This window comes from Bacillus sp. PK6-16, assembly GCF_056530295.1.
In genome coordinates this window covers 1,543,032-1,556,970 of the sequence record NZ_CP096511.1, presented here as the reverse complement: position 1 = coordinate 1,556,970, position 13,939 = coordinate 1,543,032, and the positions used below count along the sequence as shown (strand labels likewise).

Here is a 13,939-nt window from a genome sequence, read left to right as displayed (position 1 = left end):
TTTCCTCCTTAATGCACATTACAAGTTTATTACTTTAACTCCTTGTACGTAGATGTTTACAGAATCTACTGCTAGTCCTACAGTTTGATCTAATGTATATTTCACTTTCGTCTGCACATTATGTGCCACTTCTGAAATTTTCGTACCATAGCTCACAATAATATACATATCAATATGTACTTCATCTTCATCTTTACGAACAATAACACCTCTAGTGAAGTTTTCTTTTCGTAAAATGTCTGTTAATCCATCTTTTAACTGATTTTTTGATGCCATACCTACGATACCGTAGCAATCTACCGCGGCACCTCCAGCAATTGTTGCAATTACATCTGTACTAATATCAATTTGACCGTACTTCGTTTTAATTTCAATTGACATCTCGTTTCCCCCTTCATAAATGGTGAAAGTGAGCTAGACTACTTTAGTTACTATCATATAATCTTTTTAAAGAAAATTCCATCGTTCTTTCTTTTCACTCTCATATTTTATGTTTTAAATTACACTTTTTTATGATGAGCAAAATAGTCCATTGTTATTATACAACATGTACCACTATAATATGTCAAGCAATTTTTATGGATTTCAACTTTTCTTCATTAACATATAGTGTCAAGTAAATTTTCTTGATTTCTTTTTTCTACGGTGTTGCATTCTCTTTTTAGTTGTGTTAAATTATAGTAGTGTTTTTAGCATCGCATAAAAGACTAACATTGAAAAATTACGTATGGTAAGGTATCAAGGGAGGGAAATATAAATGGCTCGTGTTTGTGCTATTACTGGAAGAAAAGCTCGTTCTGGTAACTCTCGTTCTCACGCAATGAACGCTACAAAACGTAAATGGGGCGCTAACCTTCAAAAAGTTCGCGTACGCATCGACGGAAAAGTTCAACGTGTTTACGTTTCTGCTAGAGCATTAAAATCTGGCAAAATCGAACGTGTTTAATAATAAAAAAAAGAGCCGATAGGCTCTTTTTTTACTATAACAATGGAAAAAGCACCGGTGATAGGTGCTTTTTTTAATCTTTTTTGAAGGTATTTAACATTGCACGAACTATTCCACCAAGAAATTTAGGTAACTTAATTGTATAAAATCTCATGGTTTCCCTCCTAATCCCCATTACTCCACTTGGTCACTATATGATGTAAGGAGCAAAATTGTTTCTTCAATCAGTGCTTCTTATCAACATTAATATGCCAGAAGTAAATGAAAAAGTACCTTTTTCCTCAACGAGTTCGTTACTAATACAAAGTGTTGATCCCCACTCTATTGTTTTATTAGTAAGAGGGTACTTAAAACCAAACAATGTAATCCCTTCCACTATTTCAGTAACTGGTACAAAAGATACATAAGGAAAATTTTTATTTTCTTCAATTATATGTGTACCCATTTTTTTAACTGTTATTTCATTTTTATTGTCCACAATACACATTTCTATCTCTACTTCTAACCCTTTTAAAAGCATCTGTATATTTGCCAAACCGTGATCAAGCCTTCCACCAGTAGCACCAAAAATACGAATTAGTGCCGGCTTCTGTTCTAATGCCCAGTTGATTGCAATTTCTAAATCCGTTTGATCTTTTTCCCGCGGAACAATATGTAATTCGTTCGTTTGCTGTCCCATCCATACTAATTCTTCTTCAGTAACTGAATCGTAATCTCCAAACGCAACAGCCGGGGTAATCCCTTTCTTTAATAGACGGTATACTCCCCTATCAACCGCTGCCCACACTACTTCCTCATTCTCGTATCGAGCAAAATCTGCGCAATATTCCGAAGGTCCTCCTGCCAAAATATGAATAATCATTTTTTCTTCTCCTTCCATTGTAAAAAGGCAATCTGCCATTCGGTAGATTGCCTTTTTACATATTTTTATCCTATCCTATAAATGCCTTACTAGGATAAAAGTTCATCACTACCCACGAATTACGCGAATTGCTTCACCGCGGTCTTTTTGATTGTATACTGCTGACCCAGCTACAAGTACATTTGCTCCTGCTTCCACACAAAGTCTTGCTGTTTCAGCATTTACACCACCATCAACTTCAATTTCCACTTCTAGATTGCGCTCTTTCACCATGTCTGCAACTTGTTTAATTTTCGGTAATACAGAATGGATAAACTTCTGTCCACCAAATCCAGGGTTTACTGTCATAAGTAATACCATATCTATATCTTCTAATACATGCTCAATCACTGAAACTGGCGTATGTGGATTTAATACAACGCCCGCTTTAATACCATGAGATTTAATTAACTGAATTGTACGATGTAGATGCGGACACGCCTCTACGTGAACAGTAATAATATCCGCTCCCGCTTGTGCGAAAGTCGGGATATAGTTATCAGGATTTTCAATCATTAAATGTACATCTAATGGTAATGATGTAATCGGACGGATTGCTTCTACAATTAACGGTCCAATCGTAATATTTGGTACGAAATGTCCATCCATTACGTCAACGTGAATGTAATCCGCTCCGCCCTTTTCTACATCTTTAATCTCTTCCCCTAATTTTGAAAAATCTGCTGATAAAATCGATGGTGCAATTTTAATCATAACTAATACCTCGGCTTTCTCTCTCTAATTTCTTCTACGAATTGTTTATAGTTCTTATAGCGATATTCTGTAATCTTCCCTTCTTCAACCGCAGCTTTCACCGCACATTTCGGTTCAGAAAGATGTGTACACCCTCTAAATTTACAGTATTGGCTCGCTTCTTTCAACTCTGGAAAACAATATGTAAGATCTTCTACTTCTATATCAATGAAATCTAGTGAACTAAAACCCGGTGTATCTGCTACTAGTCCACTCCCAATTGCAATTAATTCTACGTGTCTTGTCGTATGCTTCCCGCGTCCTAAATGGGAAGAAATATCATTTGTTTTCAGCTCTAATTCTGGACGTAGCACATTAAGCATTGAAGATTTCCCAACACCAGATTGGCCCGCAACGACAGAAACACAATTTTCTAAGTATGGTTTTAATATATCAATACTTTCTGACGTATTAATAGAAGTAAATAAAACATCATAACCCATCTCACGATAATCATTCGCATAAGCTTCAACAGTTGCTTTCATCTTTTCATCTACTAAATCCATCTTGCTAATACAAATAATTGGCTTAATGTTATGATATTCAATCAGCACTAAAAATCGATCTAACAGTCCAGGATTAAAATCTGGTTCTACTGCAGAGAACACAAGGATCGCTTGATCGACATTAGCAATAGGAGGTCTAACAAGTTCATTTTTTCGATCAAACACTTCAAGCACATAACCTTCAGTTGGATTATCTGCCTGAAAAACAACTTGGTCTCCTACAAGTGGTGTAATTTTATTTTTTCTAAATACACCTCGCCCACGACATTGCGTAACCCCTTCTTCATGCTGCACGTAATAAAACCCACTTAAAGCTTTTATAATTTTTCCTTCTGGCATAGAATTCTCCTTTTTTGTATAAGGTGATGCTGAATTTAAAAATGAATGGATTTAAATTTTCCAAATAACGATTTCAAAACCTACCATATATACTTTCGCTAATATACATTGAATTTCCCATTAAATGCAAAAAAATATTTACAGCTGCATCACTTTACTAGCTTTTTGAATCATATATTTTTGCCTGCTATACCGTCCACTTTGTAGACAGCATAACAGGCAATAATAATAAGTAGACTTTCACTATTATTGAGTTGGATATGGTACTTCTTTATCAATAATCGTTACTCCATCCCGTACAATTTTATAGTGTCCCTTTGAACCTTCTTGAATTACAAATTCTAAAGAAATAGTCGCTGATTCAGTAATTGTTCTCGTTTCAACCGGTCTATCCATTTTTTGCTGCATGTCTTCTTTATAAATTTCTATTGTTTGCGGCTTTTTTTCACCTGTTACAGCAGGCTCATATGGGATAGAGATATTGTCCACTTTTACCGTTTTAGTCACTTTAGGCTTTTGACCATCAGAGATAATAATAGTTACTTTATCTCCCTCTTTTAATGGTGTACCTGGTTTTGGAAATTGCGAAATTACAAGTCCTTTTTCGACTGTATCTGAATACTCTCGTTTTATATCTGACGTTAGTTTTCTCTCATTCAAATAACCAGTTACACTATTTTCAGTCCACCCCGAAAAGTCACCTGGTCTAATTTGATAAGGCCCTTTACTTACCCAGATTTTCAGTTCTTGCTCCGCTTCTATAACCATCTGATCAGGCGTCGGAATTTGTTCTACAATTTCACCTTTCGGCTTATCATTTTCAATATAATTTACCGTAACTTGTTTATATTTTTCTTCTAACTCAGCTTTTACACTCTCAAAGTTTTGACCTGTGAAATTTGCCATCTTACTTTTCTTTTTTCCACCTGATTGATAGATAGTAATTTTAGCGTTTTCTTTTACAACTCTTCCTGCTACAGGGTCCGTTTTTATTACATCCCCAACTTCAACATCATCTGTATATACAATATTAGGCTCCGTCACCTCAAAGCCCTTTTCTACTAATGTATTTACAGCTGTCGTGTATTTCATACCAGCCACATCAGGAACTTTCACATCTTTCGGAATAAATAATCCTGGAATAACCGTAAGCGCTAATGTTATTCCTATTGCTAAAAATAAAAATGTTGAAATTAAAACTTTAAGCCACTTGTTACTCCGTTTTTTCTTCTTATCTAACTCAGCTGCTTCTGCTCTTATCGGTTCTTCCACCTTACTCCCTTTTAAAACAATCGTTTCATCACTTACATTTTCAAATAATTGTTCTTGTTGAATAATCGGAATCGCTTTCGTCGCTTCCATATCTTCTGGTATGTAAAACGGTTGCTCATTTATCCTCTCTGGATATAGCGCAGTTTCAATATCTCGCTTCATCGCATTGGCAGATTGATATCGATGGAACGGATCTTTTGCAGTTGCTTTTAATATAATATTTTCAACACTTTGCGGAATATTTTCATTCCATCTTTTTGGTGATGGGATTTCACTTTGTAAATGTTTTAAAGCTATAGCAACAGCAGATTCGCCAGAAAACGGTTGTCTTCCTGTTAACAATTCAAACATAACTATCCCAAGAGAATAGATATCTGATTGTTTATTTGCTATCCCGCCACGTGCCTGTTCTGGTGATAAATAATGGACTGAACCGAGCACTGAATTTGTATGTGTAATTGTTGTTGCACTTGTAGCTGTCGCAATTCCAAAATCTGTTACTTTTATTATTCCATCAGCTCGAATTAAAATATTGTGCGGCTTTATATCACGATGCACAATTTCAAAATGATGGGCGTGTGCCATAGCGGATGTTAACTGCTCCATAATATCAAGAGCTTCTCCTATAGGTAACATCCCTCGCTCAATTATGTATTGCTTCAATGTTTGCCCTGGTACATATTCCATGACAAGATAGTATATACCATCTTCTTCTCCGACATCATACATATTCACAATATTTGGATGCGACAACGTTGTAACAGACTGCGCTTCTCGATGGAAACGTTTAATAAACTCTTCGTTATTTGAGTAGTCGAGTCTTAATATTTTTACCGCTACATCCCGGCCAAGTATATCATCATGAGCTAAATATACATTGGCCATTCCGCCACCACCAATCATTTTCAGCAGCTTATAACGGTCATTTAAGCGTTTTCCAATCAGCACGTTGCACTTCACCTACTTTCGTTTGTCGAACCCGCATAATCAATAAGAACAAGTGTGATATTATCTTCTCCACCGCGATCATTTGCCAATTGAATGAGACACTGCCCTTTACCTTCAAGCTGTTCATTTAACTGTAAAATTTGTCGCATATCATCAATAGAAACTTTGTTTGATAACCCATCAGAGCAAAGAAGTAATTGATCATCTTCCTCAATCACCAACGTTTTAACATCTAACCCAACTTTTTCTTCTGTTCCTAATGCTCTTAATAACACATTCTTTTTCGGATGATACTCTGCGTCTTCCTTCGAAATTTCACCATGTTTCACAAGCTCATTTACAAGTGAATGATCTTCCGTTACTAGCGTCATTTCTCCTTCTGATACCATATAGCAACGACTATCTCCTATATGCCCTATTGTCACAAAGCTTGGTGTACAAACAGCTATTATAAGCGTTGTTCCCATACCATTACATTCTACATTTTGCTGAGCGTATTCATATATACGCTCATTAATAATCCCAACACTAGTATGTAACCATTGTTCTACTTTTTTCGGCTCATTCATATTATGTGTTTGCTTCCAATAATCATGGAATAATTGAATGGCCATCGAGCTAGCTACATCACCAGCTCGATGACCTCCCATTCCATCTGCTACTACCGCTAATACATTTCCATCTAAATTGTGAAAAACTCCTGCACTATCTTCATTATGTTGACGAACTTTTCCTTTATCCGATAGAAATACGGCTTTCATCTCGTCACCTCGTCTCTTCTTTGCGCTCCTTCGCACGCAACTGACCGCAGGCTGCATCAATATCATGACCTTGTTCACGGCGAATCGTTACATTCACTCCACGATCTTTTAACGTTTTCTCGAACAAGAAAATTTGTTCACGTGGCGTACGTACATAATCACGTTCAGGTACGTAGTTTACCGGAATCAAGTTCACATGACATTTTACACCTTTTAAGAGCGCAGCAAGCTCTTCAGCATGCTCTACTTGGTCATTTTCTCCTCCAAATAATCCATATTCAAAAGTAATACGACGCCCTGTTCTATTTACATAGTATTTAATAGCTTCCATTAAATCTGGTAATTTATAAGCACGGTTAATCGGCATTAATTTTGAACGTAATTCTGAGTTTGGAGCATGCAATGAAATCGCAAAATTAATTTGTAGATCTTCTTCAGCAAACTTATAAATTTTCGGGATAATTCCACTCGTCGAAACAGTCATATGTCTCGCACCAATATGAAGTCCTTTTTCATGGTTAATGATGCGTAAGAATCCCATTAAATTATCATAGTTATCAAATGGTTCTCCAATCCCCATAACAACAAGAGAACTTACACGTTCTTCCGTTTCATCAAGCGCACGCTGAACTTCTACTACTTGCGCTACGATTTCTCCAGCTTCTAGGTTTCGCTTTAATCCACCAAGTGTCGAAGCACAGAACGTACACCCAATACGACAACCCACTTGCGTTGTTACACAAATGGAATTTCCATATTCGTGTCGCATTAATACCGTTTCAATAGAATATCCGTCATATAATTGGAATAAGAATTTAATTGTTCCATCCGAAGACGTTTGTTTTACTAACGTGTTTAAAGTAGTAATATCAAAGGAATTCGACAATTTATCACGCAATCCTTTAGAAAGGTTTGACATATCCTCATAATTTTTTACACGTTTTTTATATAACCAATCAAAAATTTGTCCAGCACGGAACTTCGGTTCTCCTTGTTCCTTTAACCAATCTTGCATTTCATGAAGTTGTAAAGAGTAAATTGATGGTTTCTTCATTTCTAAATTTTTCTTTTGTTTTCTTACAGTCGTTTCCATGATGCTACACCTTCTTCCTTAAACAAGCAATATAAAAGCCATCCGTCGCAAAATAATGCGGTAAAATTTGCACTTGACCTTCATCAATATACGGAGTTAATTTTTCTGGCATACGCTCTTTAAGCGTAGTATCCCATTCAAATTCAGGATGTTCTTGTAAAAATTTCTCTATTACTTGTTCATTTTCTATTTTCTCAATTGTGCACGTACTATAAACAAGACGACCGCCTTGTTTTAATAATGGTGCTATTTTTTCTAGTATTGCAATTTGAATCGTCGATAATCTTTCACTATCGCCTTTATCTTTTCCTAACTTAATATCAGGTTTACGTCTAATTACACCAAATCCAGAACACGGTGCATCTACCAATATTTTATCAAACGTTTCATTTGCAAAGTGCTCTTGCACTTTTCTAGCATCTAGCGCTTTAGTTTCGACATTTTCTAGACCAAGTCGCTCTGCTTGCTGTTTAATTAAACGTACTTTGTGTGCATGTAAATCAAGGGACATGACCTTACCAGTTCCCTTTAATCGTTCCGCGATATGCGTTGTTTTTCCGCCTGGAGCAGCACAACTATCAAGAACTGCATCTCCCGTATTCGGTTCTAAAGCGCGTGCTACAAGCATAGAACTTTCATCTTGAATAGAAAGAAATCCTTTTTTAAACGCTTCTGTATGCGCTACATTTCCTCTTTCAATCTGAATAGCATCATCTGATAAGTCACCACGTTTTGCTTCTATACCTTCACTTGCCAACAACTCAATCGCTTCTTCTACAGTTACCTTATCAACATTCACACGCGCTGTTGGTACAGGGGGTAACATGTTTACTTCGCACATTTTTTCTGCAGTTTCTAAACCGTATTCTGAAGTCCACTCTTGGACAAGCCAAACTGGATGACTTGTTGTAATTGCAAGACGTTCTACTGGATCCTTGATTTCATCTACAGAAGGTACACCTTCTCTCTGAATCGAACGTAATACACCGTTCACCATACCAGCAATTCCTTTATGCCCGCGACGCTTTGCAATCTCAACCGCTTCATGAATAGCCGCTCTTTCTGGCACTCGGTCTAAATAAATCATTTGATATAAAGATAAGCGAAGCAATACTCTTACCCACGCCTCAACCTTCTTTTTTAAAAAAGGCTGTAAATAATAATCTAATGTGTCACGACGTTGAATCGTTCCATATACAATTTCAGTTAATAAACCAATATCTTTTCTATCAATTGCACTTTTTTCAATTAGATTATTTAAAAGTAAGTTGCTATATGCACCACTTTTTTCCACTTGAATTAAACCATCAAGAGCTAATTCACGAACATTTTGTCTCATGCATTTTCTCCTAACTTCGTTCCAATTTCAGGTTTTGTTCCACGTAAAAATTGTGAACAACTCATACGCTTTTTACCAGAAGGTTGCAATTCAGTAATTTTAACACCTGTTTCATTACTCGTTGCTACAACAAAACCATCTTCTTCGATTGCAACAATCGTACCTGCTTCAGCCGGTTCAGTTATAGGCACTTTTTCCCCCCACCATACTTTAACAACTTGTCCTGCTAAAGTTGTATAAGCAACTGGCCATGGATTCAATCCGCGAATGTGATTGTATACTTCTTCACCTGTTTTTGTCCAATCAATTTTCTCTTGCTCACGTTTTATATTGTACGCAAACGTTACTTCTTCTTCGTTTTGTTTAATCGGTTCTAACTTACCTTGAATTAATAAAGGCACTGTTTTAGATAGAAGGTGTGCTCCTGCTTCACTTAATTTATCAAATAATGAGCCTGTCGTTTCACGCTCTTCAATTTCAACTTCCACTTGCGTTAAGATATCACCAGCATCCAATTTTTCTACCATATACATAATTGTAATACCTGTTTTTTCTTTACCTTCCATAATTGCATAATGAATTGGTGCACCACCACGAAGTTCAGGAAGTAAAGAAGCGTGAACATTAATACACCCATACTTTGGTGCTTCTAAAATTTCATTTGGTACAATCTGCCCAAATGCAGCTGTTACAATTAAATCTGGCTCTAATGCCAATACTTTTTCATATTCATCTTTTTCACGAATTTTTAACGGCTGTAACACAGGGATACCATGTTTTTCCGCTTCAACTTTAACAGGTGTAGGTGTTAATACTTTTTTTCTACCTACTGGACGATCAGGTTGCGTCACAACACCTACTACCTCATAGCCATCTTCAATAAGACGACGAAGCACCGGCACTGAAAAGTCCGGTGTTCCCATAAACACTACTTTTATCATTTAAAAACCGCTCCTTTTAACACCTATTCTAGTTCGTTTTCTTCATAATATCTTGTCACTTTCGATGTAAATAAAACACCGTGTAAATGATCAATTTCATGTTGAATTGCACGCGCTAAAAATCCTTCCGCTTCTAATAAGAATACTTTCCCACGGCGATTTTGCGCTCTTACTTTAATATAATCGGCACGTTCTACTTCACCATAAAGTCCCGGGAAGCTTAAACAGCCTTCGGGACCTACTTGTTCACCACGTTTTTCTAATATTGATGGATTGATTAACTCGATTTTCCCAGTATCATCATCTACATCAACAACCGCTACTTGCAAGCTTACACCTACTTGAGGCGCAGCTAAACCGACTCCGTCCGCAATTAACATTGTTTCATGCATATCTTTCAACAATTTCACTAACTTTTTATCAAAGTTAATTACTCTTTCGCATGGTGTTTCTAACACTTCATTTGGATGCTTTATTATTTCTAAAACTGCCATATTTCCCTCCGCTACATTAACATTGTTGGATTAAAATCAATTGAGATTTGTAGCTCTTTTTGCATTTCTGCTTGATAATGTTCATTTACCATTTTGAGCACGTTCTTTAAGTTTGGTTCCCGTTTGTATTTTATCATGCATTGATAACGATATCTATCTTTTATCCTTGGAATCGCTGAAGCAACTGGTCCTAGCACCATTGTTTGCTGTGAGCAATGCGTTCGTAAATACGAGGCAATTTTTTCCGTCACTTGTACCGCTTTTAATAATTCTGGATGAGATACAGTTACGAGTACAACATAGTAATATGGGGGATATTGTCTTGTTCGTCTCATTTGCATTTCTTGGTCAAAAAACACATCATATTGTTGGTTCTTCGCTAACTCTATACTGTAATGTTCTGGCGTATACGTTTGAATCACAACTTCCCCTGGCAATTCATGTCTACCCGCTCGTCCACTTACTTGCGTCAGTAACTGATATGTCTTTTCACTCGCCCGAAAATCAGGTAAGTGAAGCATCGTATCTGCAGTTAAAACCCCAACGAGCGTTACTTTCGGAAAATCTAATCCTTTAGCAATCATTTGTGTTCCAAGTAATATATCTGCTTTTTCTTCCCCAAACGCCTTTAATAATTTTTCATGCATTCCTTTTCGACTTGTCGTATCTACATCCATTCGAATGACTCGTGCCTCTGGAAATAGTTTTGTAATTTCTTCTTCTACCTTTTGTGTACCTGTACCAAAGAAACGAATGTATATACTTTGACAAGCTGGACACTCAGTTGGCATATTCTCTTCGTAACTACAATAATGACATTTTAAACGATGATTCATTTTATGATATGTCAATGAAATATCACAATGCGGACATTGGACAACATACCCACAATCACGGCACATAACAAATGTAGAATGACCTCTTCTATTTAAAAAGAGTACCATTTGTTCTTTCTTTTCTAATCGATCTGCTATTTTTTCATGCAGCGCCTTAGAAAACATTGATCGATTCCCGTCACGAAGTTCTTCTCGCATGTCAACAATCTCTACCGTTGGTAAAGCTTGTTCATTCATACGTTTTTCCATTGTTAATAGTTCATAAACACCTTTTTTCGCCCTTGCAAACGATTCAAGTGTTGGTGTCGCACTACCAAGAACGATAGGACATTTATGATATTGTCCTCTCCAGACAGCTACATCTCTTGCATGATACCTCGGATTATCTTCTTGTTTGTAACTTGATTCATGCTCTTCATCAATAATAATAATCCCTAAATTCTCAAAAGGCGCAAAAACAGCTGAACGCGCACCAACTACAACTTTCACTTCTTTTCTTAAAATCTTACGCCACTCGTCATACTTTTCTCCAACAGACAACGCACTATGAAGAACTGCAACTTGCGAGCCAAACCTACCTTTAAAACGATCCACCATTTGGGGCGTTAGTGCAATTTCAGGAACAAGAACGATAGCTTCTTTTCCTTTCTTGAGCACTGCTGCTATAGATTGTAAATATACTTCTGTCTTTCCACTTCCTGTAACACCATATAGTAAAAATGGATTATAAGTTTCATTTGTAATTGATGATAAAATCGGTGTAATAACTTGTTTTTGTTCCTCCGTAAGTGGAAATGGTTTTGTTTGTTCAAAATCATCATCGTCATACGGATTTCGGTATACTTCCACATACTTTTCTGAAATGAATCCCTTTTTAACAAGTGCTTTTATTGGAGCATCTGTTATTTGTAACTCTTCTGTAATTACTTTCAACGGTGTACTTTTATAATTTTCCACAAAATAATAAAGTACATCTTGTTGTTTTTTACTTTTCAGTTCAAATGCCGCTAATTCCAATTTATCTTCTGGCAACTCCGGCTGAACCACTCTTTGCTTCTTCTTTTGTACTTTATCTTTCACTTGATAAACGACTTCAACCGTACCATTTTTAATTTCGTGTTGAATAGTTCGGTATAAATGTGGCTGTTGCTCGATTACTTCAAAATCAATTGCTTCTTTATCCTGAAATAAATATAGTATTTCAGGTGCTATTTCTTCCTGTTTACAAAGTTGTAGACGTTTTTTATACGTTGCTTTTATCGCAGTTGGAAGCATCACTTGAAAAGCTGAAATCATGTAGCATAACGTTTCACTTGTAAGCCAATATCCAAGCTTTAATAATTCATCATTTAAAACCGGTGTTACATCTAATATTTCATGGATTGTTTTTAACTTCTTACTTTCTACATCCACCGAATCTTTAATCCCAATAATAAAACCTTGCAATTTTCTTGGCCCAAACGGAACTACTACACGCATTCCTGTCTGTACAATATCTTCCCATTTTTTAGGAATAATATAATCAAATGGTCGATCTGTCTGACGGGCAGGTACATCAACAATTACACTTGCAAATTTCATAAACGATCATCTTCTAACATCATTTCAATTTGCTTCAATATTTCACGAGCTACCTCTTTTTTCATTAAAAGTGGCAACTCAATAACTTTTCCATCTTTTCTATACATTGTTACAATATTCGTATCCGTGCCAAATCCAGCTCCTTGCGCTTTTACATCATTCGCGACAATCATATCTGCATTTTTCTCACGTAGTTTTTTCGTTGCATATTCCTCTACATTTGTCGTTTCAGCAGCAAAACCGATAAGTAACTGTTTATCCTTTTTCTGACCTAACGTTTTTAAAATATCCACCGTTCTTTCAAGTTCAATGACAGCATCACCATTTTGCTTTTTCATTTTATTCTCATGCACATATTTCGGACGATAATCTGCAACTGCTGCTGTTTTAATGACAACGTCTACGTTTTGATAATGTTGAAGAACTGCTTCTAACATATCTTGTGCAGATTCCACTTGCACTGTCGTTACATGTAACGGTGGATTTAATGCTGTCGGTCCTGAAACGAGTATAACATCAGCGCCTAAATTCGCTGCCACTTCCGCAATCGCATACCCCATTTTCCCAGAAGAAAAATTCGTCATAAAACGAACTGGATCAACCTTTTCACGTGTTGGGCCAGCAGTTATTAATATTCTTTTTCCCTGCAATGGTTTGTGTTCTGAGAAAGCTTCCTCTAACCGTGCAATAATTGCTTCAGGTTCTTCTAGTCGTCCCTTCGCTACATATCCACATGCTAAAAAGCCTTCCCCAGGCTCAATAAATGTATATCCTAGCGTTTTCAATGTCATCATATTTTTTTGAACTATTTTATTTTCATACATATGCACATTCATAGCAGGCGCAATCCATACCGGAGCTGTAGTAGCTAACAAAGTAGTTGTAATCATATCATCTGCAATACCACCAGCTAACTTTCCAATACAATTGGCAGTAGCAGGTGCGACAAGTACAACATCCGCCCAATCTGCTAAATCAATATGAGCAATAACAGCTGAGTCTTTCTCATCGAATGTATCCGTATATACATCATGGCGAGAAAGCGCTTGGAATGTAAGAGGCGTAACAAACTTCATTGCCGACTCACTCATCATTACTTTGACAATCGCGCCAGATTGTGTCAATTTACTCGTTAACGCAGCTGCTTTAAAAACCGCAATGCCTCCTGTTACACATAGAAGTATCTTTTTCCCTTTTAGCATATGACTCGTCCTCTTTCTTTTTCAAAC

The 13,939-nt window shown here is 36.6% G+C and carries 14 protein-coding genes; 1 reads left to right on the top strand and 13 read right to left on the bottom strand.

Annotation, left to right across the window (positions count from 1 at the left end; translation table 11 throughout):
* Nucleotides 1–18: 18 nt before the first annotated feature.
* Nucleotides 19–381, bottom strand: coding sequence for an Asp23/Gls24 family envelope stress response protein (locus tag M1D66_RS08175; RefSeq protein WP_000021109.1), 363 nt, complete (start codon nt 379–381; stop codon nt 19–21).
* 376 nt (nt 382–757) lie between these two features.
* Between M1D66_RS08175 and rpmB the strand changes: the two genes are divergently transcribed.
* Entirely contained in the window at nt 758–946 is a 189-nt protein-coding gene (gene rpmB / locus M1D66_RS08170) for a 50S ribosomal protein L28 (protein WP_000124776.1), read from the top strand.
* A 73-nt stretch (nt 947–1,019) separates the two neighbouring features.
* Here rpmB and spoVM read toward each other — a convergent pair whose 3' ends face one another.
* The 12 genes from spoVM to coaBC form a co-directional block, all read right to left on the bottom strand.
* The gene (gene spoVM / locus M1D66_RS08165; RefSeq protein ID WP_001213599.1) at nt 1,020–1,100 is read right to left on the bottom strand and encodes a stage V sporulation protein SpoVM; all 81 of its coding nucleotides are present in this window, start codon (nt 1,098–1,100) and stop codon (nt 1,020–1,022) included.
* Between the two features lie 66 nt (nt 1,101–1,166).
* Nucleotides 1,167–1,847 carry a thiamine diphosphokinase gene (locus M1D66_RS08160; RefSeq protein ID WP_000752663.1) on the bottom strand — a complete coding sequence of 227 codons (681 nt, stop codon included), beginning with the start codon at nt 1,845–1,847 and terminating at the stop codon, nt 1,167–1,169.
* 69 nt (nt 1,848–1,916) lie between these two features.
* Entirely contained in the window at nt 1,917–2,561 is a 645-nt protein-coding gene (gene rpe, locus M1D66_RS08155) for a ribulose-phosphate 3-epimerase (RefSeq protein ID WP_000589974.1), read from the bottom strand.
* Nucleotides 2,562–2,563: 2 nt separating this feature from the next.
* Nucleotides 2,564–3,445 carry a ribosome small subunit-dependent GTPase A gene (gene rsgA / locus M1D66_RS08150; RefSeq protein WP_001113932.1) on the bottom strand — a complete coding sequence of 294 codons (882 nt, stop codon included), beginning with the start codon at nt 3,443–3,445 and terminating at the stop codon, nt 2,564–2,566.
* A gap of 246 nt (nt 3,446–3,691) precedes the next feature.
* Complete coding sequence (gene pknB / locus M1D66_RS08145) at nt 3,692–5,665, bottom strand: Stk1 family PASTA domain-containing Ser/Thr kinase (RefSeq protein ID WP_000904748.1); 1,974 nt, start codon at nt 5,663–5,665, stop codon at nt 3,692–3,694.
* 8 nt (nt 5,666–5,673) lie between these two features.
* Nucleotides 5,674–6,426: a Stp1/IreP family PP2C-type Ser/Thr phosphatase gene (locus tag M1D66_RS08140; protein ID WP_000648707.1), complete on the bottom strand. Its 753-nt coding sequence runs from the start codon at nt 6,424–6,426 to the stop codon at nt 5,674–5,676.
* A 4-nt stretch (nt 6,427–6,430) separates the two neighbouring features.
* On the bottom strand, nt 6,431–7,519 hold the full coding sequence (gene rlmN / locus M1D66_RS08135) for a dual-specificity RNA methyltransferase RlmN (protein WP_000450537.1): 1,089 nt from the start codon (nt 7,517–7,519) through the stop codon (nt 6,431–6,433).
* 4 nt (nt 7,520–7,523) lie between these two features.
* On the bottom strand, nt 7,524–8,858 hold the full coding sequence (rsmB, locus tag M1D66_RS08130) for a 16S rRNA (cytosine(967)-C(5))-methyltransferase RsmB (protein WP_001249666.1): 1,335 nt from the start codon (nt 8,856–8,858) through the stop codon (nt 7,524–7,526).
* A complete protein-coding gene (fmt, locus tag M1D66_RS08125) occupies nt 8,855–9,799 on the bottom strand; it encodes a methionyl-tRNA formyltransferase (protein WP_000598804.1) in 945 nt (314 codons plus the stop codon). Before fmt ends, rsmB begins: the two co-directional genes overlap by 4 nt.
* A 23-nt stretch (nt 9,800–9,822) precedes the next feature.
* Entirely contained in the window at nt 9,823–10,293 is a 471-nt protein-coding gene (gene def, locus M1D66_RS08120; RefSeq protein WP_000279455.1) for a peptide deformylase, read from the bottom strand.
* Nucleotides 10,294–10,304: 11 nt separating this feature from the next.
* On the bottom strand, nt 10,305–12,710 hold the full coding sequence (gene priA, locus M1D66_RS08115; RefSeq protein WP_242555097.1) for a primosomal protein N': 2,406 nt from the start codon (nt 12,708–12,710) through the stop codon (nt 10,305–10,307).
* The gene (gene coaBC / locus M1D66_RS08110; protein WP_000911750.1) at nt 12,707–13,912 is read right to left on the bottom strand and encodes a bifunctional phosphopantothenoylcysteine decarboxylase/phosphopantothenate--cysteine ligase CoaBC; all 1,206 of its coding nucleotides are present in this window, start codon (nt 13,910–13,912) and stop codon (nt 12,707–12,709) included. The genes priA and coaBC overlap by 4 nt, the downstream gene beginning before the upstream one ends.
* Between the last annotated feature and the right edge of the window lie 27 nt (nt 13,913–13,939).

Excerpts from the sequence above, each read along its gene's own strand:
- spoVM (WP_001213599.1), bottom strand. The coding sequence starts at position 1,100 with ATGAGATTTTATACAATTAAGTTACCTAAATTTCTTGGTGGAATAGTT.
- def (WP_000279455.1), bottom strand. The coding sequence starts at position 10,293 with ATGGCAGTTTTAGAAATAATAAAGCATCCAAATGAAGTGTTAGAAACA.
- rsmB (WP_001249666.1), bottom strand. The coding sequence starts at position 8,858 with ATGAGACAAAATGTTCGTGAATTAGCTCTTGATGGTTTAATTCAAGTG.
- rpe (WP_000589974.1), bottom strand. The coding sequence starts at position 2,561 with ATGATTAAAATTGCACCATCGATTTTATCAGCAGATTTTTCAAAATTA.
- M1D66_RS08140 (WP_000648707.1), bottom strand. The coding sequence starts at position 6,426 with ATGAAAGCCGTATTTCTATCGGATAAAGGAAAAGTTCGTCAACATAAT.
- coaBC (WP_000911750.1), bottom strand. The coding sequence starts at position 13,912 with ATGCTAAAAGGGAAAAAGATACTTCTATGTGTAACAGGAGGCATTGCG.
- rlmN (WP_000450537.1), bottom strand. The coding sequence starts at position 7,519 with ATGGAAACGACTGTAAGAAAACAAAAGAAAAATTTAGAAATGAAGAAA.
- M1D66_RS08175 (WP_000021109.1), bottom strand. The coding sequence starts at position 381 with ATGTCAATTGAAATTAAAACGAAGTACGGTCAAATTGATATTAGTACA.
- rpmB (WP_000124776.1), top strand. The coding sequence starts at position 758 with ATGGCTCGTGTTTGTGCTATTACTGGAAGAAAAGCTCGTTCTGGTAAC.
- M1D66_RS08160 (WP_000752663.1), bottom strand. The coding sequence starts at position 1,847 with ATGGCAGATTGCCTTTTTACAATGGAAGGAGAAGAAAAAATGATTATT.
- priA (WP_242555097.1), bottom strand. The coding sequence starts at position 12,710 with ATGAAATTTGCAAGTGTAATTGTTGATGTACCTGCCCGTCAGACAGAT.
- rsgA (WP_001113932.1), bottom strand. The coding sequence starts at position 3,445 with ATGCCAGAAGGAAAAATTATAAAAGCTTTAAGTGGGTTTTATTACGTG.
- fmt (WP_000598804.1), bottom strand. The coding sequence starts at position 9,799 with ATGATAAAAGTAGTGTTTATGGGAACACCGGACTTTTCAGTGCCGGTG.